This is a genomic window from Megasphaera massiliensis, assembly GCF_000455225.1.
GTDB classification, from domain to species: domain Bacteria; phylum Bacillota; class Negativicutes; order Veillonellales; family Megasphaeraceae; genus Megasphaera; species Megasphaera massiliensis.
Genome location: NZ_HF954537.1, coordinates 1270056 through 1292262, shown reverse-complemented (window position 1 = coordinate 1292262; position 22207 = coordinate 1270056). Strand labels below are relative to the sequence as shown.

Below are 22207 nucleotides of genomic sequence, written 5' to 3'. Positions count from 1 at the left end.
AATGGCAGACAAAAACGAAAGCGGGATCTTTAAGGTCGCAATGAACCTTATCCTTACCTGCCTTGTTTCCGGTTGCATTATCGGTGTCGTTTTCTTCATCACCGGCCCGATTGCTACGGCAAAAGCAGAACAGATGAAACAGGATTCGATGAAGACCCTCGTTCCCGATGCTGACAAATTCGTTCCTGTACAGGGCGAAGAAGATACGTTTATTGCTGAAAAAGGCGGCCAGAAAGTCGCTTACATCATTCCGACGGCTCCGAAAGGATACGGCGGTCCGATTAAGCTTTTGACGGCTGTATCCATGGACGGTACGGTTATGGACTACACGGTCCTCGAAGCCAATGAAACGCCGGGTCTTGGTGACAAAGGCGCAAAATCTCCGTTCAAAGATCAGTTTAAAGGTAAGAAAATTGCCGGTCTTGAAGTCACAAAGGACAGAAGCGCAAAAGATAAGATCCAGGCTTTGACTGGTGCAACGATTTCTTCCCGTGCCTTCACCTTGGGCGTTAAAGAGGCTGTTGAAAAAGCAGCACAGATGGGGGGTAAATAATAATGAATCTTTGGAAAATCTTTACTAGAGGCATTATTGAAGAAAACCCGTACTTCGTCTTGGCCTTGAGCCTGTGCCCGGGCCTTGCTGTAACGACGAGCATCGTCAACGGTTTGACCATGGGCTTTACGGTATGGTTCGTTATCACCGCCAACAACGTCGTCGTTTCGATCATTCACAAATTGATCAACAAAAAAGTACGTATTCCGGTTTATATTACGTGTATCGCTACGATCGTAACTTGTGTACAGCTGTTCTTACAGGCTTATGCTCCTGATCTGTACAAAGCCCTCGGCGTATACCTCGACTTGGTCGTCGTATTTGCTATCATCTTGGCTCGTGCTGAATCGGTCGCATCGAAAAACGGCGTCGTCGTTTCCTTCCTCGATGGCATGGGCATGGGCATGGGCTTCACCATTGCTATGTTCATCATTTCCTGCATCCGTGAAGTCATCGGCAACGGCACCTTCTTTGGTCTCGAAGTATTCGGTCCGTCTTACCAGCCGGCTCTGATCATGGCACTGCCGCCTGGAGCCTTCATGCTGATCGGTTTCATCATGGCTGGCTTCAAGATTTGGAATGAACGTGTTGAAAGACAGAGACAACTGAAAGGGAGTGAAGGATAATGGAATACTTTACGCTGTTTATCGGGGCTGTCTTGATTAACAACTTCGTATTGACCAAGTTCCTCGGCTTGTGTATCTTCTTCGGCGTTTCGAAAAACTTGAACGCTTCGGTCGGGATGGGTTTCGCTGTTACGGCCGTTATCACCTTGAGTACCATCTTAGCTTGGAGTCTGTACAACTGGGTCCTCGTTCCGCTTAACCTGACCTTCTTACGGACGATTTCCTTCGTTATCTTGATTGCAAGTTTCGTACAGCTGTTGGAAATCATCATCAAGAAACAGTCTCCGACACTGTATAACATGTGGGGGATTTACCTCATGCTGATTGCGACGAACTGTATCGTTCTGTCCGTCCCGGTCATCAGTGTTACCAGTGGCTATAATTTCCTCGAAAACATCATCTTCGCTGTCGGTGCCGGCATTGGTTTCGCCATTGCCCTTATCCTGATGGCAAGCTGCCGTGAAAAAATGGATTTTGCCGATATCCCTCATGCTATGAAGGGGACACCGATCGCCTTTGTCCTTGCAGGCATGATGTCGTTGGCTTTCCTTGGCTTCTCCGGCATGATTTAAGGCAAAAGGAGTTGAAAACTGATTATGGATTACTCATTTATTGCAATCATGGCCGTCGTCGTCATGGTTTGTATCGGCCTTGTATTCGGTTTTATCCTTGCAAGTGCGGATAAGAAATTCGCTATGGAAGAAAATCCCCTTATCGGCGAAGTAAAAGAAGCACTGCCTCAAGGTCAGTGCGGTGCTTGTGGCTTTGCCGGCTGTGCAAAATATGCAGAAGCTGTCGTCCTTGATCCCGATGTTGCGCCGAACCTCTGCGTTCCCGGTAAGGCAGAAGTTGCTGAAATCGTCGCTAAATTGACCGGTAAAATTGCGGAAGCTACGGAACCGAAATTTGCCCACGTCAAATGCCGCGGCGGCAATGGCATCGCAAAACTGGCTTATGAATACAAAGGTGTTCATGACTGTGCTGCTGCTAAAATCGTTCAGCAGGGTCCGAAGTTCTGTAAATTCGGCTGTTTAGGTTTTGGTAACTGCACCCGTTCCTGCCCCTTCGGTGCTATGCACATGGGTGAAGACGGACTGCCGGTTATCGACAAACGTCTCTGCACGGGCTGCGGCAAATGCGCTTCCATTTGCCCGAACCACGTCATCGAATTGCTGCCGATCAGTGCCAAAGTTGCTATTAGCTGCAGCTCCAAAGATTTTGGCGCTGCTGCCATGAAGAACTGCAAAGCTATGTGTATCGGTTGCGGTTCCTGCATGCGTAACTGCTCCCATCAGGAAGAAGGCGCTATCAAGATCGTCGACCATTTGGCCGTCGTCAATCAGGCTGTCTGCCACAACTGCGACAACGCTACGTGCATGACCAAGTGTCCGACAGGCGCTATCAATGAAATGATCAAAGGTTCTTTCAAGAAAGAAGAAAAAGTAGGTTAATAGATGGGTAAGAAACGGTATGTATGGGTTCTTCTCACCATGGCGTTCCTCATCGTATTAAGCAGCTCCGGATGCACCTTGCATCCGGAGTCTTCTTTTGATAGGAGCGGCGTCGCCATGGATACGTCGGTCTCTCTCCGGGCGACCGGGGAGGAGGCGAAAGAAGCTGTTGATGAAGGCTTCGAGCGGCTGGCTGTCTTAGATAAATTGGCCGGTCAAAATGAAGACAGCGATGTCAGCCGCATCAATGCTGCTGCCGGTAAGGACTATGTAAAGGTAGATCCGGCTATTTATGAAATGATTGAATACGCCAAGGACTATTCGGCCAAGAGTCAGGGCGAATGGGATATCACCATCGGGGTCATGACCGACTTGTGGCATATCGGCAATGCCGACCAGCATGTGCCGTCGCCGGAAGAGGTCTCCCAGGCCTTGATGAAGGTAAATTATAAAGATATCCTCCTGCGGTCGGAAGACCACAGCGTCATGCTGGCAAAATCGGGGATGGCCATCGATTTAGGCGGTGTCGCCAAGGGATATGCCGTCGATGAAATCCGCAAGATTTACGAAAAGCATCACATTGAAAGCGGCCTCATCAACCTCGGAGCCAGCTCGATGTATGCTGTCGGCAAGACGACCAAGGGAAAGCCGTGGAACATCGGTATCAAGCATCCCCGGTCGGATAATAACCAGGACTTTTTGGGGATCGTCGCCATTGAAAACCAGGCCTTGTCCACGTCCGGTGATTATGAACGCTACTTCATCCAAGACGGTGTCCGCTACCATCACATCTTTGACCCTCGTACGGGTTATCCGGCTCGGTCCGGTGTCATGAGCGACTCTATCATTATCGATGGGTCCGTGCCCCATGCCGGCATGCTCAGTGATATGCTGACGACCATCGTCTTCGTTTTGGGGCCCCAGAAAGGCCTCGATTTGGTCCACAGTATGGAAGGTGTGGACTGTGAAATTACCGGAACGGATAATGCCATTTATATGACACCCGGATTCCGAGATCATTTCTCTGATCTAAATGCTGATTTTCATATTTCAGAATAAAAAGACTTCCATAGAAGTAAAAAGTATAGTGAATAAATAATTAATAACTTTAAGTCTATTTACTTTTTGCGATCTTTGTAAGATAATATAGGTATAATAGATTTTAAAGCTATGGAGGGTAGTATTGGCAGATGGATCATATTGATGACAAGATTTTAATGATTTTGAAACGAAATGGAAAAGCATCGGCAACAGAAATAAGTAAAGTTGTCGGCTTGTCCATTCCCGCCGTTGCCGAACGAATTCGTAAGATGGAACACAACGGCATCATTGAAGGCTACGGTGCGAAGATAAACCGCCGCAAGACGGGATACAACGTGACCGCCTTCATTATGGTCAACCTGGAACGGTCGGGCGATGACGAGGATTTCCGTGCGAAAATCGTTCAGTATTCTGAAGTGTTGGAATGCCATCACGTCGTCGGCGCCTTCGATTACTTGTTAAAAGTGCTCGTAAAGACACCGGATGATTTAGAACATTTCCTCATGCAGGTACTGAATGAAATTCCGACGGTCGCTTCTTCGCAGACGTTCATGTGTTTATCCACACTGAAAGAAGAATGGAACGTTTAACCAAAAAAGATGCTGTCGCACTTGCGGCAGCATCTTTTTGTCTATATATAGCGTTATCGGTCAGGCCGTTATCCTTCCGTCGGGACTGATGACTTTGACCTGAAGGTCAAGGGATTTACCGCTCTGATCCAGAGCTTTTTTTACGGCCATTTCCAGGCCGCGGCAGCAGGGGACTTCCATGCGGACGACAGTGACGTCTTGAATGGCATTCTGTCGAATGATTTCCGTCAGTTTTTCGGAATAGTCGATGTCATCGAGCTTGGGACAGCCGATGAGGGTGATATGGCCCTTGATAAAATCGTCGTGGAAACGGGCATAAGCATAGGCTGTGCAGTCGGCAGCAATCAAGAGCCGGGCGCCGTTAAAGTAAGGGGCATGAGGCGGGACGAGTTTGAGCTGGACCGGCCATTGACGGAGTTGTGAAGCCTCTCCTTGACGGGATTCTTTTGCAGCTTCCGGGGTTACGGCATGAGCTTCGCTTCCGGGGCAGCGCCCTTTATAGACACGGCCCTGGGCGGCCATGTTCTTTTTGACGGCTTCTTCGTCGTAGTCAGCGGCTTCGCGTTCGACGAAGGTGATGGCCCCGGTCGGGCAGTTGGGAAGGCAGTCGCCTAAGCCGTCGCAGTAATCGTCGCGCATGAGCTGAGCCTTGCCGCCTACCATGGCGATGGCTCCTTCGTGACAAGCGTCGACACAGGCACGACAGCCATTGCATTTTTCTTGATCAATTTGTATAATTTTACGTATCATAGTCATTTCCTCCATCGGCAGTTTCGTTGATAATGTTAGTATACGTTATGTTGACGGATATTGCCGTTGTTTTTCCAACTTATTCAGCAGGAGGTGCTGCTAATGGAACAACATCTTTCCCTTATCGAAAAATCGCCTCTTTTTCGCGGCGTCGCCAAGGACGATGTCCTGCCGCTTTTGCAGGATTTAAAGGTTCGGCAGAAACACTATAAAAAAGGGGAGTTTCTCTTTTATTCCGGAGATCCGGTCACCTATATCGGGCTGGTTCTCGAAGGTTCGGTCCATATCATTCAGGAAGATTATTGGGGCAATCGGAATATTCTGTCTCAAATCCCACAAGGCTTCTTTTTTGGTGAAGCCTTTGCCTGTCTTCCCGAGGCGCCGGCGACGGTCGATGTCGTGGCGGCCTCTGATGCGGTCATCATTCAGATCTATGTGGCCAATGTCCTCCACGGCGGCCATCTCTTGACGCCGGCTGAGGCACAGTTTACGGGAAATCTCTTGGGCCTCATGGCTGAAAAGAATCGACTCCTTACAGAAAAGATGCGCTATTTGACCCAGCGCTCGACGCGGCAGAAAATCATGCTCTACTTGTCGAACCTGGCGCGGGATAAGGGTGCGTCGACCTTTTCACTGCCTTTTAACCGCCAGCAGATGGCCGATTTTTTATCTGTCGACCGCAGCGCCTTATCAGCGGAACTCAGTAAGATGAAAAAAGACGGACTCATCGATTATCATAAAGATCAATTTTCCTTGTTATAAGGGAAGAAAAAACGGCAGGGATTGCGGAATATCGGCAATCCCTGCCGTTTTGTATATCTAAGGATCAGTGGAGATGGGGAAGGATGTGGCCCATCTTATTCTTCTTGGTTTCTAAATAGAATTCATCGAATTTTTGCGGTTCCATTTCGATGGGGACGCGTTCGACGATTTCTACGCCGAAGCCTTCGAGGCCGTAGATCTTTTCCGGATTGTTGGTCAGGAGGCGGATTTCCTTAGCCCCCATATCCTGCAGCATTTGAGCGCCGATCCAGTATTCGCGAAGGTCGGGGGCAAAGCCGAGCTTTTCGTTGGCTTCGACCGTATCGTATCCCTGTTCCTGGAGGACATAGGCTTTGAGCTTATTGATGAGGCCGATACCGCGGCCTTCTTGGCGCATGTAGAGCAAGATGCCCCGGCCTTCGGCGTTGATCTGGCTGAGGGCGGCTGCCAACTGTTCACCGCAGTCGCAGCGGCACGAGCCGAAGACGTCACCGGTGAGGCATTCGGAGTGGACGCGGCACAAGAGGTTCTTGCCGTCGCCGATGTCACCCTTGATGAGGGCGACGTGGTGTTCGCCCGTGAGGTCGTTGATGTAGCCGTAGATTTTGAACTCGCCGTACTTGGTCGGCATCTTAGCGACGGCTTCGCGGATGACGTGTTTGTCGTGGCGGCGGCAGTAGTTCTGCAAATCGTGGATGGTGATGAATTTTAAGTGGTACTTATCGGCAATTTCCCACAGGGACGGCGTGCGCATCATCGTGCCGTCGTCGGCCATGATTTCGCAGCACAGGCCGACTTGTTTGAGGCCTGCCAGGCGCAGGAGGTCGACCGTTGCTTCCGTATGGCCGTTGCGGGTCAAAACGCCGCCTCTTTTTGCGATGAGGGGGAAGTTGTGGCCGGGACGGCGGAAATCTTCGGGACGAGCCGATTCTTCGGCGCATTTGCGGGCTGTGAGGGCTCGTTCGACAGCCGAGATACCTGTCGTCGTATCGACGTGGTCGATGGAAACGGTGAAGGCCGTTTCGTGGTTATCTGTATTTTCGCTGACCATGGGCGGCAGGCCTAATTTATGGGCATATTCGATGCTCATAGGCATGCAGATCAGGCCCTTGCCGTGGCTGGCCATGAAGTTCATGTTTTCTGTCGTGCAGTACTGAGCTGCGCAGATGAAGTCCCCTTCATTTTCACGGTCCGGATCGTCGGTGACGATGACGATATGACCGGCCTGCAGTTCTTCGATAGCTTCTTCAATGGTGTTGAATTTACGTTTTTCTGTCGTCAAAATAAAGACCTCCTTATAACGAAAGCCCTGCGCCGATAACGGCTCAGGGCTTTTCTATGCAATGTAAGGCAGGCTGCTAAAGCAGCACGCCACATCTTCTTCCATCCAGACTATACTGTCGGTTTTGGAGTTTCACCAAATCACGAGCCCTATGGCTCCTACGCTGCTGCGTTCGCGGACTGTACCGCCGATCGGGAATTTCACCCTGCCCTGAAGATATACGTTTTATTCAGTTCTGTTTTGTATTATACACGGTAGTCGTGATTTTTGCAAGTCATAGCCATGGTGCCGGTTCTCAGGCTTTTTCGTCGATGTCGAAGATCTTTCCGGGGTTTAAGATGTTGTTCGGATCGAGGGCCCGTTTGATGTCCATCATCATTTCCAGTTCACCGGGATCCGTGAGTTCTTTCATCAGGGCTTTTCGCTTATAGCCGATGCCGTGTTCGCCGGACAGGCGGCCGCCGTGGGCATAAATGAAGGCGTACAGTTCCTGTTGGTTGGCCTTGACCCGTTCATCCCATTCTTCATAGGTTTCATCGTCGCCTTTTAAGATGTTCAGGTGGATGTTGCCGTCGCCGGCGTGGCTGGCGATGCGGGTAATGAGGTTGTACTTTTTGGCAAGGCGCAGGATTTCATCGAGGAGGAGGGATTCCTGATCGACGGGGACGACGACGTCTTCTTTGCAGACGATGAGGCTTTCGGCGCGGACGGCTTCGGCAAAGGCCTTGCGAGCCTGCCAAATCTTATTGTGGTCGGCGACGAGGACCGAGGAAGCTCCGTTTTCGGTGCAGATTTCGTCGAGGATGACGGCTTTGTCGTCAAGGTCGTCTTCATTGGTCCCTTCGACTTCGACGATGATGTAGTTGCCGTTGTCGCTGCCTTGAAGCGTTTCGTTGAGGTATTTTTCGACGGATTTGATGGTGATATTGTCCATGAATTCGACACAGGTCGGTGTAATGCCGGCCTTGATGAGTTTTGTGACGACGCCCATGGCTTTTTTACGGTCGTCGAAAATAGCCAGTAAATCGAGAGCGTATTTCGGCTTAGGGACCAGTTTCAAAGTCGCTTTGGTAATGATGCCTAACGTGCCTTCTGAGCCGATGATGAGCTGGTCTAAGGAGTAGCCCGTCGACTGTTTTTGCAGGCGGGCACCGAGGGTTACGATGCGGCCTTTAGGATTTACGACTTCGACGCTGTATACCTGGTGGCGGGTTGTCCCGTATTTGACGGCTCGGTTGCCGCCGGCATTGGTAGCGATATTGCCGCCGATGAAGCACGAGTCCCCGCTGCAGGGATCGCCGGCATAAAAGAGATCCTGCTGTTCGGCGGCATCCTGAAGGTCCGATGTGCGTACGCCCGGTTCGACGACGGCATAGAGGCCTTCGGGATTGATTTCAAGGATTTTATTCATCTTTTCTAAGGACAAGACGATACCGCCGTATTCCGGGACGGCGCCGCAGGCAAGACCGGTACCGGCACCGCGCGGGACGACGGGGAAGCGAAAGGCGTTGGCCAGTTTTAAGACGGCACTGACTTGTTCTGCTTTTTCGGCAAAGACGACGGCTTCCGGCATCCGGTGGTAAGCCGGGTCGGTTACTTCGTCATGGGAATAGGGCTGCATGGCGTCCGTGTCGGTGACGACGTTTTTCGGGCCGACGATGGATTTCAATTTTTCTATGATTTCCGGTGTGATTTTTTCGTATGTCATAATAGTTCCCCCTCGGATAAAGATACAAGATACGTGTTTTTATTATATATAACCTGCCGGTATTTTAAAAGGAATTTTACAAAAAAACTTTATCTTGTTCCCAAACCCATGTATACTATAGGATAAGATTTTTTTCTTAGACTATCATTTTTTAGAAAGGGTGATTGGGTGGAGTCCAAAGAGTATCGGCCGCCTGTGCGTCGGAAGAAGCGCCGCCGGATTCGTCAAAAGCGCCGTCCCGGTCTGTTCAGTCGGTTTCGGCAGCTGAGCTGGTACAATCTGTTTCTCATAGGCATCATTATTGTCGGTTTTTATCTCATTGGGGTCCGGCTCTACCGAGTCTGGGAAATCAGGGAGGATATGAATCAAACGCTGCAGCAGGAACAGCTCTTGCGGGATGAAAATACGCGGCTTAAAGCGCAGTACGATAAGCTCAACGATCCCGAGGAAGTCTCACGAGAAGCACGGGAACAATTTGGATTGGCCAAGCCTGACGAAATCCCTTATAAGCCGTAAAAGTTTGTCGATTCTTCCATTTTGGGAATTGAATTTTTGGGAAATTATGAGTATAATGACCATATACGTTTATCAAAGTATCTATCAGAAGGCACCATCTCTAAGATGGTGGATGAATGGTCGCAGTTAGTCTTCTGCGTAACCAAAAACGATAACAAAACAATAGCCTTAGCGCTATCTCGGGCAATACTTGCCTTGGCCGCAGCGTGACACAACGTGGATCATGACGGGTACAAAAACGAAAGTAAGCGGAAGTTTTTTAACGACCGTGTAGCGGGCTTTTGGACAGCCCGTTAAGAATAAGGGTATCCTGATAGTGAGTTCCTTCGGGATAAATCTATCAGGCGTTAGTCCGTGTATCAAACTTCTTAAGAATCTTTCACTTCTATAAGTAAGAGAAGTTCAACAGCTATGCTGAATATCACAAGGAGGAAATTAAAACAGCATGACAATTGAAGTAGGCAGTGTGATAGAAGGTACCGTTACGGGGATTACAAAATTTGGCGCATTCGTAGAACTTCCGGATAAGAAAGTAGGTCTTGTACATATTTCTGAAGTCGCTAATGAGTATGTCAAAGATGTAAATGATTTTTTGAAAGTTCGCGATAAGGTCAGCGTCAAAGTGTTGTCTGTCGATGATAAGGGAAAGATTGCCTTGTCTATTAAGCAGACCCAGGCGGCTCCTGAAAAGAAGGAATTCCGCCCGAAACGCGATATGCGGCAGAAACACGAATTCCGCCAGCATAACGGTTTTGATTCACGCCGCTCGTCAGGTTCGCTGTCGTTTGAAGACCGGCTCAGCAAATTCCTGAAGGAAAGCGATGAACGCCTGATGGATTTGAAGCGCAATACAGAATCGAAACGCGGCGGCCGCGGCGCTCGCCATGCTGATTGATAAGTATTGAATAGCGGAGTGCAGAAAGAGGCGCCGCACGTATCGTGCGACGGCCTCTTTTTGATTTGAAAGGAGACGTTATGGAGTATCAGAAATATGCCGTCATCGACATTGGCTCCAATTCCCTGCGCCTCATGACGGGCTGGCAGGAAGTTCCCGGGACGTGGACTTTTTCGCCGAAAGAATTGGCAACGACCCAGCTCGGGAAAGGCATCGACGAAACACGCCATTTGTCGGCTGACGGAATGGAAGCGTCTTTTGCTGCCATGGAAGGCTGGAAGAAAAAGCTTTCCGGCGTACCCGTCTGTGCCGTCGCTACCAGTGCCGTTCGTGAAGCCGTTGACGGCCAGGCCTTTTTGGCAGAAGTACGAGCCCGTTTCGGCTGGCACTGCCGGGCCATTTCAGGCCTTGAAGAGGCGTCCCTCTGTTTTACGGGAGCGACGAAGTTTATCGATCCCGAAAAGACGGCGGCCATTCTCGATATTGGCGGCGGCAGCAGTGAAGTCGCCGTCGGCAAACGAGGGATTTTATGCTGGTCTCACAGTTATGCCATGGGCGCCGTCCGGTTCACGAAAAAGGACGTCCTCAAGGAAGACGACGTCCTTCACCTGGAAAACCGATGTCATAAGATGTGGCTTCCCATCCCTATGAGTGAGACGCCGCAAGTCCTCATCGGTGTCGGCGGTACCTTGACGACGTTGGCCGCCATGGATTTAAAGCTCGACGTCTACGACGCCAAAAAGGTCGAAGGTCACGTCGTGTCGTATGAATCCTTGTGTCAGCACATTGAGAAACTGCGTGTCATGACGCCGGAAGAACGGCGCCATGTACCGGGCCTTCAGCCCAAGCGCAGCGAAATCATCTTAGCCGGTCTAATCATTGCCAAGTCGTTCTTAAAGCGCTATGAAATTCCGGCCGTCATGGCCAGTGAACGGGACATCATGGAGGGCATCTTCTTTCGTCATTCCTTTCACGATGCGGCCTGGAACTCGAAGGAAGGCCGGTTATGAGCCTCGTCGAAGGCGTCGCGGACTACAACCGGCAGCACAGCTTGTGGCAGCCGGGAAGTGCCGTTCTCGTTGCCTGTTCGGGCGGACCGGATTCGATGGTCCTCCTCGATGTATTGAGCCGCCTGGCCCCGTTATATCGCCTGCGCCTGACGGCCTGTTACGTCCACCACGGCATTCGGGCTGCTGCTGATGCCGAAGTCGACTTCGTTCGCCGCGAAGCCTTGAAACGTCATTGCGGTTTTGCTTGGCAGTACGTCGATGTGCCGGCTCTCGCCCGTCGTGAAAAAATGTCAGAAGAGGCGGTGGGACGGCGGGAACGCTACCGAATTTTACGCGCTGTGAAGCGGGCCTGCGGCGCTTCGGTGATTGCCGTCGCCCATCACGGTGACGATCAAGCCGAAACGGTATTGCTCCACCTCCTTCGCGGCAGCGGCCTTCAAGGCCTGTGCGGCATGGAGCCGAGAAGGGGGGACATCATACGCCCGTTGTTGGGCTTTACGAAAGCCGAGCTTGCTTCATATGCTGCCGAACAAGGGATTCCCTCTTGTCACGATGAAACCAATGACAGTACACGCTACCACCGCAACCGCATTCGCTTAGAGTTACTGCCTGCCTTAACACGATATAACCCGGCCATTACGGCCGACCTCAACCGCCTGTCTGATACAGTCCGGGCGGATGAAGCTTTTTTAAAGGACTGTACCGAGCAAGTCTATCAGGATATTGCCTGTCCGGATCACGGCGTTCCGGCCCTGGACAGACGCAAATTACTGTCTCAGCCTCTCGCCCTGCAGCGGCGATTGATACGACGGCTCTGGCAGGAGGCAACCGGGTCTTTTAAGGACCTTCCCTTTCATTATGTTGAAATTATACGGGCTTTAGCTGCTAAGGAAACAGGTAAACAGTTTCAGTGCGGCAAAGCTTGTGCTTATACGACGCGGACCGCACTCTGCATGGGTCCGGCCGTTCCCCGCCAAAAGGGGCGACGGTAATTTAATTTTTTTCGGAGGAATCAAGATGCATCAGGATATCAAAGAAATTTTACTTACAGAAGAACAGATTGCTGCCCGCGTTCGCGAATTAGGCGCCGAGATTACGAAAGATTATGCCGGAAAGACGATCCTCCTTTGCGGCATCTTGAAAGGAGCCGTCACCTTCTTTACCGATTTGGCCCGCGCCATCGACGGACCTGTCTATTTCGACTTCATGAGCTGTTCCAGTTACGGCGCTTCGACGGAATCGTCGGGGGACATCGAAATTCGTAAGGACCTTGATAATGACGTCGAAGGGAAGGATGTCCTCATCGTTGAAGACATCATCGATACGGGCATTACCTTGAGCCATCTCGTCCCGATGTTGAAAGAACGGGGAGCCCGCTCGGTGAAATTAGCTACCCTCTTAAGTAAACCCGCTCGGCGCCAGGTTGAAGTCCCTGTCGACTACAACGGTTTTGAAATTCCCGATGCCTTCGTCGTAGGCTACGGCCTCGACTATAACAGCTGCTACCGCAACCTGCCTTACATCGGCGTCTTGAAGGAAGAAGTATACTCCAAGTAAGGAAGTCTACCTATTTTGTATAAAATAAGTTGTTGCTTTTAAAGAAGTGTGGTAATATAAAATTGTGTTGGTTAGAATAAAGAAAAAAATGTCATAAACTAGGTGAAAGGAGCAGTATTTTGAGTAAATTTGTGCGGAATGTAAGTTTATACTTACTCATCATCATCGTCGCCGTATCGATTATAGATGCCCTTACGAGCAACAAGACTGATAAATCGGAAATTTCTTACACGAATTTCATGAGTCAGGTCCAGCAGAAAAAAGTCGATGCCGTCCAGATTACCGCCGATCACGCCATCGTCGGTCAACTGAAAGACGGAACGTCCTTTACGTCGTATGCCCCGACGGATGCAGCGCTCTTACCGGCCCTGCGAGATGCTGATGTCAATGTTATTGCCAAGCCGCCTGAACAACCGTCGTGGTGGATGAATATGCTGACGGCAGTCCTGCCGATTTTAGTACTCATCGCCGTGTGGTTCTTCATCATGCAGCAGACCCAGGGAGGCGGCGGCCGGGTCATGAACTTCGGCAAAAGCCATGCCAAGATGCATGGTGAAGGAAAGATCAAAGTCACGTTTAAAGATGTTGCCGGTGAAGATGAAGCCAAGGAAGAATTGGCTGAAATCGTCGAATTCCTGCGCAACCCCAGCAAGTATAATGCCATTGGCGCCAAGATTCCGAAAGGGGTCCTTCTCTTTGGCCCTCCGGGCACCGGGAAAACCCTCTTGGCTCGTGCCGTAGCCGGTGAAGCCGGTGTGCCTTTCTTCAGTATCAGCGGGTCTGACTTCGTCGAAATGTTCGTCGGTGTCGGTGCATCCCGTGTCCGTGATTTATTTACACAGGCCAAGAAAAATGCCCCCTGTATCGTCTTCATCGACGAAATCGATGCCGTCGGCCGCCAGCGCGGTGCCGGCCTCGGAGGCGGTCATGACGAACGCGAACAGACTTTGAATCAGCTGTTGGTCGAAATGGATGGCTTCGGTTCCAACGAAGGCATTATTACCATTGCTGCGACGAACCGTCCGGATATCCTTGACCCGGCCCTTCTTCGTCCCGGCCGTTTTGACCGTCAGATTACCGTCGACCGTCCTGATTTACGCGGCCGTCGGGCTATCCTCGAAGTCCATGCTAAAGGTAAGCCCTTAGGCAAGGACGTCGATCTCGACATCATCGCCAAGAAGACACCGGGCTTTACCGGTGCCGACCTGGGGAACCTGCTCAATGAAGCGGCGCTCCTTGCTGCCAGAGCCAATAAGAAAATCATCAACATGCCGGAACTGGAAGAAGCCAGTGAAAAGGTAAGCTTCGGGCCGGAACGGCGCAGCCACGTCATCAGCGATAAGGAAAAACGCCTGACCGCTGTCCATGAATCGGGGCACGCCCTCATTGCCTACCTCTTGCCGGACGCTGACCCGGTACACAAGGTCACGATCATTCCTCGAGGCCGTGCCGGCGGGTATACGATGATGCTGCCGGAAGAAGACCGGTCGTATGAAACGAAATCCTACTACCTGGCACAGATCCGCGTCGCCCTCGGCGGCCGGGCTGCTGAAGAAATCGTCTTCAACGAAATCAGCAGCGGTGCATCGGGCGACCTCCAGAGCGTTACCCGCATTGCTCGCCAGATGATCACCCGCCTGGGCATGAGTCCTAAATTGGGCCCCATGGTCTTTGGCGAACAGCAGGATCAGGTCTTCCTTGGCAAGAGTCTCGGCCACGAACGCAATTACGGCGACAGTGTGGCTGAACTGATCGACAAGGAAATGCACGATATTGTATCGGAAGCCTATGCCGATGTCCTCCATATGCTGCACGAACGTCTCGATACACTGAATAAGATGGCCGACGCCCTCATAGAAGTCGAAACGATCAACCGTCAGCAAGTCGATAATTTGGTCAAATACGGGACCCTCGAAGCCCCCGAAGAAAAAACGACCGAAGCCGTCGATGCGGAACCTGCCGATACGGCAGCCCAGCCGGCAGAAACTGTCGAAACAAAAGCCGCCGATGCCGAACCGACTGCAGAAGAACCGGCTTCGGAATCGAAAGGTGAAACGCCTGTCGATGAAGCTCCTCAGCAGGAACAGACGGAAGTCCAGATCAGTCCTTGGGGCAACCCCGTTCCTAAGGGCGGCCTGACGGATGGCGTAATCGATTCGGACGATGAAAAGTCTGACAAAGATACGAATAAATAAGTTTATCATGGCTTAGTTCAAGGCCGTTTAAAGACTGCCGTATGAGCTTTATCCTCATGCGGCAGTCTTTTTGCGTGACGCCTTGACAGGCATATGGGGTATGATACAATTTTTAAATAAATGATGAGCATGTTACGGCCGCTATACGATACCTCATGGGCATGGTCTGAAAAGCGGCAGTAGGAGGGACGAATGAATATGCGGGAAGATATTTTCAACTTTTTACGAAAACACCAAAATGAATTCGTATCGGGCCAGCAGATTTCTGAGCAGCTGGGCGTCTCTCGGACGGCGGTGTGGAAGCATATACGGGCCTTGAAGCAGAAGGGATACGTCATTGAATCGTATACGAAAAAGGGCTATTGCCTGCGCGAAGCACCGGAACTCTTGTCTCCGGAAGCCCTGGAAAAAGGCTTGGCTTCGTCCGAATTCGGACAGCATATCGTCTATCGGGAACGGGTCGATTCGACGAATAACGTCGCCAAACAACTGGCCGACGACGGAGCGACCGAAGGGACCGTCGTCATTGCCGAAGAACAGACTGGCGGCCGCGGCCGTTTAAGCCGTTCTTTTCACTCTCCCTTTGCCAAGGGGTTGTGGTTCTCGGTCATCCTGCGGCCGGCGATTCCGCCGATGGAAGTCTCTAAGATGACCTTGCTGGCAGCTGTCGCCCTGGCCCGCTCTCTGCGTGCTCACGGCCTTTCGGACTGCGGTATCAAGTGGCCCAATGACATTTTGATCCACCGTCGTAAGATGGTCGGCATCTTGACGGAATTAAACGGCTCGGCGGAAAAGGTCAACTACATCATCATGGGAATCGGCGTCAATACCGGTATCACGGAAGGTGATCTTCCGGAAGACTTAAAAGATATCGTTACCAGCTTTGCCATGGAAGGCGTTGCCGTTCATCGGGCCGAACTCCTGCAGACGATTCTTTTTGAATTAGAGCAGTTGTATCATACGGTCTGTCAGGAAGGTTTTGCCCCGATCCTGGCGCAGTGGAGAATCCTTTCGTGCATGCTCGGACAGAAGGTTTCTGTGAGTTCTGTCAACCGATCCTTTACGGGGACGGCAGCCGATATCGATGACGACGGCAATCTCATCGTTGAAACTGAGGACGGGATGGAGAAGGTCATGGCCGGAGATGTCCATGTTCGTCCCGTCTAATTGTGCCGAAAGACTATTCAAGACGGGCAAACTCTGTTATTATAATAGGCGTATTATCAACTTAGATTAAGCAGGAGATAAAGTTATGCTATTAGTCATTGATGTAGGGAATACGAATATCGTCCTCGGGATCTTTAAAGATCAAGAACTCGTGGACCATTGGCGCGTATCGACGGATCGGCTTCGCACGACCGATGAATACGGCGTCCTTATTCGCCATCTCTTTTATTTGAACGGCGTCAATTCAGAAGAAATCGATGCCATCATCATTTCCTCTGTCGTTCCGCCGGTCATGCCGACTCTCGAACGGATGTGCCAGCGCTATTTTGGCCTGACGCCGTTGGTCATCGGCCCGGGCGTCAAGACCGGCATGGATATCAAATATGACAATCCTCGTGAAGTCGGTGCCGACCGCATCGTCAATGCCGTCGCAGCCTATGAAAAGTTCGGCGGTCCGGTCATCATCATCGACTTCGGGACGGCGACGACCTTTTGCGCCGTCGATAAGAAGGGAACCTACCTCGGCGGGGCTATCTGCCCGGGGATCGGAATCTCAACGGATGCCCTCGTACAGCGTACGGCTAAGCTGCCGCGTATTGAAGTCGTCCAGGCAGAGAAAGTGATTTGCCGCAATACCGTTGAAAGCATGCAGGCCGGTGTCTTTTACGGTTTCGTCGGCCAAGTCGACGGCATCGTTACCCGGATGAGACGGGAGTTGGGCTGTAAGGCAAAGGTCGTTGCGACAGGCGGTCTTGCCGTCATCGTAGCACCGGCGACGGACGCCATCGACGTCGTCGAACCGATGCTGACGCTGGAAGGGCTGAAAATCATTTATGACCGAAACAATTAAGCCTTTTGCCATCGGTAATGTCGTCCTCGACGCGCCGATTATTTTAGCACCTATGGCAGGGGTCTGTGATGCGCCGTATCGGGTTATTGCTCACCGCTATGGCGCAGCTTTAGTCTGCGCTGAAATGGTAAGCTCCCAGGGCATCCGCTACAGCAATCAGCATACGGCAGAACTGCTCCACATCGAAGACGGGGAACACCCTTTGTCTATGCAGATTTTCGGCTCTGACCCGGACGTCATGGCCGAGGCCGCTGCCGTCGTTGAAGAAGCCGGTGCCGATATCGTCGATATCAATATGGGCTGTCCGGTAAAGAAAGTCGTTAAAAACGGCGATGGTTCGGCTTTGATGAAGGACCTGCCGTTGGCAGAAAAAATTATACGCGCCGTCGTACAGGCTGTGTCCATTCCCGTTACCGTTAAGATGCGCACCGGCTGGGATGACCATTCTTTTGTGGCCCCGGAACTGGCAAAGCGTGCTGAAGCTGCCGGTGCGGCTGCCGTTGCCGTTCATGGTCGGACGCGGGAGCAGTTTTACAGCGGTAAGGCCGATTGGCAGAAAATCAAGGCCGTCGTCGACGCCGTATCCCTTCCGGTTATCGGGAATGGGGATGTCATCGACGGCCCGTCTGCAGCTGCCATGATGAAAGAAACGGGATGCCAGGCCGTTATGGTCGGCCGCGGGGCTCAAGGAAATCCTTGGATTTTCCCACAAATACGCCATTATCTTGAAACGGGAGAAGTCCTGCCGCCGCCGACTCCTGAAGAGAAGTACACCCAGATGTTGGCTCACTTTGAAGCCCTTTTGGCTTATAAGGGAGAATACATCGGTATACGGGAAATGCGGACTCATGCGGCCTGGTATACTCACGGCCTTCACGGGGCAGCCGCCCTTCGGGAGCGGATCAACCGGACCCGGTCGGCTGAGGAATTTCGCCTTGTCGTCGGCGAGATGATGGACCGGCTGCGCGGACGGTGAAGCCGCGGTTTTGTTGACATAAAAGACAGATGTGAATATAATTAAAGATACGGTATAAATTAAGCTATAACAGTGAGACGCGATTCTATCGCAGGAGGAATAGGAAGACAATGACCAATGAAACGCTGATTACCCAAGAAGGGTTGCAGAAATTAAAAGATGAATTAAATGAACTGAAATCAGTCCGCCGTATTAACGTTTCGCAGCGTATTAAAGAAGCGATTGCCCTCGGTGACTTGAGCGAAAACTCGGAATACGATGATGCTAAAAATGAACAGGCCTTTATCGAAGGCCGTATTGCCGAATTGGAAGGAAAGATCCGGACGGCAAAAATTATCCAGGAAACGGAAGACGGCGCTGCTAAAGTTCGCATCGGTTCTCACGTCATTTTGGAAGACGTCGAAACCGGTGACCGCTTCGACTATACCGTCGTCGGTACGGCTGAAGCCGATCCCTTCAACAACCGGATTTCGAATGAATCTCCGGTAGGAAAAGCGATTCTCGGTCAGAACATCAATCCATCCAATCCGGCAGTCGTTACCGTAAAGGCACCGGCTGGTGAACTCCAGTACCGGATCTTGCCGCCTGATGCAAAATAAACTGTAGGAGGAATATTCATGTCGGATACGAAAGAAAAAGAAATGCCCATGATGGAAGAAGAAAAATTAAATGACCAGATGCAGGTTCGCCGTGAAAAGATGCAGGAATTCATCGATGCCGGCGTCTATCCCTTCGGTCAGAAATATAATTGGGACCACCATGCCCAGGAAGTAAAGGACCAGGCAGAAGCCTTAGAAAAAAATGAAACCGTCGTCAGTGTCGCCGGCCGCCTGATGGCCATTCGCCGTCACGGTAAGACCGCCTTCTGCGTCCTTCGTGATTTGAGCGGTGAAATCCAGCTCTACTTCCGTAAAGACGTCCTTGGAGAAGAATCGTACAACTTATTTAAACTCCTCGACCTCGGCGATATCGTCGGTGTCGGCGGTACGGTATTCGTTACCCATACCGGCGAAACGACGATCCGCGTCGAATCGTGGCAGCTCCTCTCGAAATCGCTCCGTCCGCTGCCGGAAAAATTCCATGGCCTTACGGATAAGGAAACACGCTATCGTCAGCGCTATCTCGACCTCATCGTCAATCCGGAAGTTACAGATACCTTCGTCAAGCGTTCGAAAATCATCAAGGGCATCCGCAAGTACCTCGATGACCGCAACTTCCTCGAAGTTGAAACGCCGATGCTCCATACCATTGCCGGCGGTGCCGCAGCCCGTCCGTTTAAGACGCATCACAACGCCCTCGATATGGATATCTTCCTGCGCATTGCGCCGGAACTCCACCTCAAACGCCTCCTCGTCGGCGGCTTGGAACGGGTTTTTGAAATGAACCGCTGCTTCCGTAATGAAGGCATCGATACGCGCCATAATCCGGAATTTACGACGGTCGAATTGTACCAGGCTTATGGCGATTTGGAAGACGTCATCAACATTACGGAAGACATGGTCTCGAAATTGGCCGATATGCTCTACGGTACGATGAAGTTGACCTATATCGATAAAGAAATTGACTTAACTCCGCCTTGGGACCGTATGACCATGATCGAAGCCGTTAAGAAATTCAGCGGTGCCGATTTTGAAAACGTTACCGACGTCGAAGTCGCCCGCAAAATGGCCGATGAACATCACGTCGAATACGGTAAGTATGATGGTGTCGGCAAGATCATCAACGCTTTCTTTGAAGCCTTTGTTGAAGAAAACCTCATTCAGCCGACGATCATTACCGGCCATCCCTTGGAAATCTCGCCGCTTACCAAACAGGACCAGGATAACCCGCTTCTTACCTATCGTTTTGAAGCCTTTATCTACGGCCGCGAACTGGCGAACGGCTTCTCGGAATTGAATGACCCTATCGACCAGCGCAACCGCTTCATCGAACAGATGAAGGAACGCGAACACGGCGATGACGAAGCCCATCAGATGGATGAAGATTACTGCCGCGCTTTGGAATACGGCTTGCCGCCGACAGGGGGCCTTGGCATCGGCATCGACCGCTTAGTCATGTTCTTGACCAACAGTCCGTCTATCCGCGACGTACTGCTCTTCCCCTTGAGCCGTCCGGAACAGCATAAATAATTTTTGCACCCTTTGCCCATGTCAATGGCAAGAAAAGGGCTGTCGTAGGACAGCCCTTTTTTATCACAACCCATAAAAAGGAGGAACGCTATGAAACGTACCGCATTAGCTGCATTGGTCTGCTCTGCTTTTCTAGCTTGCAATTCGGCAGCCGGTGCTGTGTCGACAGAGAACTGGGAAAGCTCTCTGAAAAATGCGCCGACATCCCTTGCAGCAGCGATTGGGGAAGAACTTCTTCTCGATAATGCCGATGGTGCCGATAAAACGGCATCGCTTGAAAAGCCGTCGAAGTCAGCCGAACCGAAAGAGTCCGCCAAAAAAGACGCAGCTAAAAAGTCGGCAAAATCCGATAAGGTTCAGCCGTCTTCTACCGCCAAAGAGAAAACGGAACCGGACAAGGCTGATGATGCTAAAAAAGACGATGCCAAAGACGGTAAAAAAGCCGGTTATCACAACGCTGCACCAGCCAGTGTCCACGCTTTGACGTCAGACGATCAGCGCGTCTTCGATTCGCTGGATACGTTGAAGATTGCCCCCTTAGAAGCCGGTGACTTTTACATTGGCAGCATCCACAGCGGTGACAGTCCGATGAAGGTGAAGCGGATTTTCGGCAATCCCAGTAAATACTCGACCAGCATGCACTACACGTCGATGCAGTATACGGGAAAAGATCTTAAGCTGCGCTTTGTCATTCGCAATAAATTGGCCGACAGCCTGCGCTCCAGCGGCGACTCGCGAAAAAGCGTCCGTCCCGGTGTCGAGTCTGCCTTTTTGACGACGGGGACCAATATCCTCATCGGCCGTGACATGCGTTTGAAGTATCCCATTGAAGTGCTTTTGCGCCAATTCGGCCTTCCCGATTCCGTGTTGCGCGATACTGATGCCAACGTCTATTACGTGACCTATGAAAGCCCCAAAAAGGATGCCATGTACGTCTTTGCTGTCGGCAATCGACGCGTTGAACGAGTGGCCCTCATGCCGGTTCGTCCGCCTTATATTACCGGTGAGCCGTCGAAGGATCCGATGAAGTTGACCGAGAAGGACTTCACCCTCATGGGTTTTGGCCTCAACCAACCGTTTGAAGCCAATAAGTACAATATGTGGAACAAACTGGTCAAGCGCAACAACAGCAGCTTTTGGCTCTACGGTGACTATGGTGTCGAAGTAGACCGGCGCAATATGGTGCAGAAGGTATTCCTTCTGACCAACAATGGCTATACCAGCCGCGGTGCGACCCTGGGCTATCACGTATCGACCATCCTGGCGCTATACGGCCGTCCGGACCGCGTCGAATGGGGCCCGGATAAGGAAAAGTCCGTCGACGCCTATTATTATGACAGCCCTTACCAAAAAGGCGTATCCCTGGTCATCATCATGCGCCACAATGAGCCTTATGTCGACGATGTCATCCTGACGTCGACGCCGATTAAGAATATCCAAGACCCGATGGAGCGTTACGGATTGAAGTAGGGATGCGTACCGTTTTGGCATATGTGTCAATAAAATAGTAAAAATGCTTTACTTATATGATGAAAGTTCGGTATAATAAAATAAATAAATTAAATATCTTAAGAAAACGAAGGTGATTTTCATGGTTACAGATGCAGATGTTTTAAAACGATGGAAGTACATTGCCCAGGACGATGAAAAACTGTTAATTATTATTGGCAGTCCCGGTTCGGGTAAGAGCCAGCTCATCCGTGAACTGACGTATCAAGACGGTTGGAAAATTTGTGAAGCCCGTGAACTCTTTGATGACGAATTTTTGGAAATACCTCGTGCCGACCGTCCGGATAAAGCCATTACCCTTGTCTCCGCAGCGATTCATCGTCTCAATGCCCGTGTTGTTATGATTGATAACGTTGAATTTATGTTTGCGCCTATTTTGAATCTCGATCCTGTAGCAATGCTGAAGAAACTGAGCCGCGAATGCCCGATCATCGTCAGCTGGCGCGGCAGTCTGGAAGGCAATACCCTGTATTTCGAACACAATGGTGATCCCAAGTACGCCAAGTTTGTCATCGACAATCCCAATCACGTCATTTCTCTTGACGACTAAGATGATCCTGTAATTTAAAAAATAGTTACCTTTTCGCAATCGTTTTTTCATAAATCCCATGTAGAATAAGGGCTGTCTAAAAGGCTGTTT

Annotated in this window: 23 protein-coding genes and 1 riboswitch; of the genes, 20 read left to right on the top strand and 3 right to left on the bottom strand. The window is 51.0% G+C overall.

From position 1 onward, the window contains the following. Position 1: 1 nt before the first annotated feature. The 6 genes from TX77_RS09465 to TX77_RS09440 all read left to right on the top strand — a co-directional run bounded on the left by TX77_RS09465 (position 2) and on the right by TX77_RS09440 (position 4261). Positions 2-553, top strand: a complete 552-nt coding sequence (locus TX77_RS09465) for an RnfABCDGE type electron transport complex subunit G (RefSeq protein ID WP_044504618.1) — start codon at positions 2-4, stop codon at positions 551-553. 2 nt (positions 554-555) lie between these two features. Beyond that, positions 556-1179, top strand: a complete 624-nt coding sequence (gene rsxE, locus TX77_RS09460) for an electron transport complex subunit RsxE (protein ID WP_044504616.1) — start codon at positions 556-558, stop codon at positions 1177-1179. Then, positions 1179-1751 (top strand): electron transport complex protein RnfA, encoded by a 573-nt coding sequence (locus TX77_RS09455; RefSeq protein WP_154254092.1) that lies wholly within the window; start codon positions 1179-1181, stop codon positions 1749-1751. Before rsxE ends, TX77_RS09455 begins: the two co-directional genes overlap by 1 nt. Positions 1752-1775: 24 nt before the next feature. After that, entirely contained in the window at positions 1776-2630 is an 855-nt protein-coding gene (gene rnfB, locus TX77_RS09450) for an RnfABCDGE type electron transport complex subunit B (RefSeq protein WP_044504612.1), read from the top strand. Positions 2631-2747: 117 nt separating this feature from the next. After that, a complete protein-coding gene (locus TX77_RS09445; RefSeq protein WP_049917337.1) occupies positions 2748-3689 on the top strand; it encodes an FAD:protein FMN transferase in 942 nt (313 codons plus the stop codon). Between the two features lie 131 nt (positions 3690-3820). After that, entirely contained in the window at positions 3821-4261 is a 441-nt protein-coding gene (locus TX77_RS09440; protein WP_044504607.1) for an Lrp/AsnC family transcriptional regulator, read from the top strand. A gap of 60 nt (positions 4262-4321) precedes the next feature. Here TX77_RS09440 and TX77_RS09435 read toward each other — a convergent pair whose 3' ends face one another. Then, entirely contained in the window at positions 4322-5011 is a 690-nt protein-coding gene (locus tag TX77_RS09435) for a 4Fe-4S binding protein (protein ID WP_044504605.1), read from the bottom strand. A 102-nt stretch (positions 5012-5113) separates the two neighbouring features. Here TX77_RS09435 and TX77_RS09430 point away from each other — a divergent pair, with 102 nt between their 5' ends. Next, positions 5114-5773, top strand: a complete 660-nt coding sequence (locus tag TX77_RS09430; protein WP_044504603.1) for a Crp/Fnr family transcriptional regulator — start codon at positions 5114-5116, stop codon at positions 5771-5773. A 64-nt stretch (positions 5774-5837) separates the two neighbouring features. Here the strand turns inward: TX77_RS09430 and TX77_RS09425 are convergent, their stop codons facing one another. Together TX77_RS09425 and TX77_RS09420 are read right to left on the bottom strand one after the other, a co-directional pair. After that, positions 5838-7055, bottom strand: a complete 1218-nt coding sequence (locus tag TX77_RS09425) for a bifunctional 3,4-dihydroxy-2-butanone-4-phosphate synthase/GTP cyclohydrolase II (RefSeq protein ID WP_044504601.1) — start codon at positions 7053-7055, stop codon at positions 5838-5840. Positions 7056-7144: 89 nt separating this feature from the next. Then, a riboswitch (FMN riboswitch) is annotated at positions 7145-7277 on the bottom strand. A 73-nt stretch (positions 7278-7350) separates the two neighbouring features. Next, entirely contained in the window at positions 7351-8763 is a 1413-nt protein-coding gene (locus tag TX77_RS09420) for an FAD-binding oxidoreductase (protein ID WP_044504599.1), read from the bottom strand. Between the two features lie 195 nt (positions 8764-8958). Here TX77_RS09420 and TX77_RS09415 point away from each other — a divergent pair, with 195 nt between their 5' ends. The 13 genes from TX77_RS09415 (at position 8959) to brxF (ending at position 22117) form a co-directional block, all read left to right on the top strand. Continuing rightward, a complete protein-coding gene (locus TX77_RS09415) occupies positions 8959-9279 on the top strand; it encodes an FtsB family cell division protein (RefSeq protein ID WP_225070030.1) in 321 nt (106 codons plus the stop codon). 445 nt (positions 9280-9724) lie between these two features. Beyond that, the gene (locus TX77_RS09410) at positions 9725-10174 is read left to right on the top strand and encodes a S1 domain-containing RNA-binding protein (protein ID WP_044504595.1); all 450 of its coding nucleotides are present in this window, start codon (positions 9725-9727) and stop codon (positions 10172-10174) included. 80 nt (positions 10175-10254) lie between these two features. Further along, positions 10255-11184, top strand: coding sequence for a Ppx/GppA phosphatase family protein (locus TX77_RS09405; protein ID WP_044504593.1), 930 nt, complete (start codon positions 10255-10257; stop codon positions 11182-11184). Next, positions 11181-12176 carry a tRNA lysidine(34) synthetase TilS gene (gene tilS / locus TX77_RS09400; protein WP_044504591.1) on the top strand — a complete coding sequence of 332 codons (996 nt, stop codon included), beginning with the start codon at positions 11181-11183 and terminating at the stop codon, positions 12174-12176. Before TX77_RS09405 ends, tilS begins: the two co-directional genes overlap by 4 nt. 25 nt (positions 12177-12201) lie before the next feature. Next, the gene (hpt, locus tag TX77_RS09395) at positions 12202-12741 is read left to right on the top strand and encodes a hypoxanthine phosphoribosyltransferase (RefSeq protein WP_044504588.1); all 540 of its coding nucleotides are present in this window, start codon (positions 12202-12204) and stop codon (positions 12739-12741) included. Between the two features lie 119 nt (positions 12742-12860). Further along, positions 12861-14936: an ATP-dependent zinc metalloprotease FtsH gene (gene ftsH / locus TX77_RS09390; RefSeq protein ID WP_044504586.1), complete on the top strand. Its 2076-nt coding sequence runs from the start codon at positions 12861-12863 to the stop codon at positions 14934-14936. A 198-nt stretch (positions 14937-15134) separates the two neighbouring features. Next, the gene (locus TX77_RS09385) at positions 15135-16103 is read left to right on the top strand and encodes a biotin--[acetyl-CoA-carboxylase] ligase (RefSeq protein WP_044504905.1); all 969 of its coding nucleotides are present in this window, start codon (positions 15135-15137) and stop codon (positions 16101-16103) included. A gap of 85 nt (positions 16104-16188) precedes the next feature. Next, positions 16189-16953, top strand: a complete 765-nt coding sequence (locus TX77_RS09380) for a type III pantothenate kinase (RefSeq protein ID WP_044504584.1) — start codon at positions 16189-16191, stop codon at positions 16951-16953. Further along, positions 16937-17929: a tRNA dihydrouridine synthase DusB gene (gene dusB, locus TX77_RS09375; protein ID WP_044504582.1), complete on the top strand. Its 993-nt coding sequence runs from the start codon at positions 16937-16939 to the stop codon at positions 17927-17929. Before TX77_RS09380 ends, dusB begins: the two co-directional genes overlap by 17 nt. Positions 17930-18039: 110 nt before the next feature. Next, the gene (greA, locus tag TX77_RS09370; protein WP_044504579.1) at positions 18040-18528 is read left to right on the top strand and encodes a transcription elongation factor GreA; all 489 of its coding nucleotides are present in this window, start codon (positions 18040-18042) and stop codon (positions 18526-18528) included. Positions 18529-18546: 18 nt separating this feature from the next. Further along, the gene (lysS, locus tag TX77_RS09365; protein ID WP_044504577.1) at positions 18547-20058 is read left to right on the top strand and encodes a lysine--tRNA ligase; all 1512 of its coding nucleotides are present in this window, start codon (positions 18547-18549) and stop codon (positions 20056-20058) included. Between the two features lie 90 nt (positions 20059-20148). Further along, positions 20149-21528: a hypothetical protein gene (locus tag TX77_RS09360; protein WP_044504576.1), complete on the top strand. Its 1380-nt coding sequence runs from the start codon at positions 20149-20151 to the stop codon at positions 21526-21528. 121 nt (positions 21529-21649) lie between these two features. Further along, positions 21650-22117, top strand: a complete 468-nt coding sequence (brxF, locus tag TX77_RS09355; RefSeq protein WP_044504575.1) for a BREX-3 system P-loop-containing protein BrxF — start codon at positions 21650-21652, stop codon at positions 22115-22117. The last annotated feature ends 90 nt before the right edge of the window (positions 22118-22207 follow it).

Excerpts from the sequence above, each read along its gene's own strand:
- TX77_RS09465 (WP_044504618.1), top strand. The coding sequence starts at position 2 with ATGGCAGACAAAAACGAAAGCGGGATCTTTAAGGTCGCAATGAACCTT.
- rsxE (WP_044504616.1), top strand. The coding sequence starts at position 556 with ATGAATCTTTGGAAAATCTTTACTAGAGGCATTATTGAAGAAAACCCG.
- TX77_RS09455 (WP_154254092.1), top strand. The coding sequence starts at position 1,179 with ATGGAATACTTTACGCTGTTTATCGGGGCTGTCTTGATTAACAACTTC.
- rnfB (WP_044504612.1), top strand. The coding sequence starts at position 1,776 with ATGGATTACTCATTTATTGCAATCATGGCCGTCGTCGTCATGGTTTGT.
- TX77_RS09445 (WP_049917337.1), top strand. The coding sequence starts at position 2,748 with ATGGATACGTCGGTCTCTCTCCGGGCGACCGGGGAGGAGGCGAAAGAA.
- TX77_RS09440 (WP_044504607.1), top strand. The coding sequence starts at position 3,821 with ATGGATCATATTGATGACAAGATTTTAATGATTTTGAAACGAAATGGA.
- TX77_RS09435 (WP_044504605.1), bottom strand. The coding sequence starts at position 5,011 with ATGATACGTAAAATTATACAAATTGATCAAGAAAAATGCAATGGCTGT.
- TX77_RS09430 (WP_044504603.1), top strand. The coding sequence starts at position 5,114 with ATGGAACAACATCTTTCCCTTATCGAAAAATCGCCTCTTTTTCGCGGC.
- TX77_RS09420 (WP_044504599.1), bottom strand. The coding sequence starts at position 8,763 with ATGACATACGAAAAAATCACACCGGAAATCATAGAAAAATTGAAATCC.
- TX77_RS09410 (WP_044504595.1), top strand. The coding sequence starts at position 9,725 with ATGACAATTGAAGTAGGCAGTGTGATAGAAGGTACCGTTACGGGGATT.
- TX77_RS09405 (WP_044504593.1), top strand. The coding sequence starts at position 10,255 with ATGGAGTATCAGAAATATGCCGTCATCGACATTGGCTCCAATTCCCTG.
- tilS (WP_044504591.1), top strand. The coding sequence starts at position 11,181 with ATGAGCCTCGTCGAAGGCGTCGCGGACTACAACCGGCAGCACAGCTTG.
- hpt (WP_044504588.1), top strand. The coding sequence starts at position 12,202 with ATGCATCAGGATATCAAAGAAATTTTACTTACAGAAGAACAGATTGCT.
- TX77_RS09385 (WP_044504905.1), top strand. The coding sequence starts at position 15,135 with ATGCGGGAAGATATTTTCAACTTTTTACGAAAACACCAAAATGAATTC.
- TX77_RS09380 (WP_044504584.1), top strand. The coding sequence starts at position 16,189 with ATGCTATTAGTCATTGATGTAGGGAATACGAATATCGTCCTCGGGATC.
- dusB (WP_044504582.1), top strand. The coding sequence starts at position 16,937 with ATGACCGAAACAATTAAGCCTTTTGCCATCGGTAATGTCGTCCTCGAC.
- greA (WP_044504579.1), top strand. The coding sequence starts at position 18,040 with ATGACCAATGAAACGCTGATTACCCAAGAAGGGTTGCAGAAATTAAAA.
- lysS (WP_044504577.1), top strand. The coding sequence starts at position 18,547 with ATGTCGGATACGAAAGAAAAAGAAATGCCCATGATGGAAGAAGAAAAA.
- TX77_RS09360 (WP_044504576.1), top strand. The coding sequence starts at position 20,149 with ATGAAACGTACCGCATTAGCTGCATTGGTCTGCTCTGCTTTTCTAGCT.
- brxF (WP_044504575.1), top strand. The coding sequence starts at position 21,650 with ATGGTTACAGATGCAGATGTTTTAAAACGATGGAAGTACATTGCCCAG.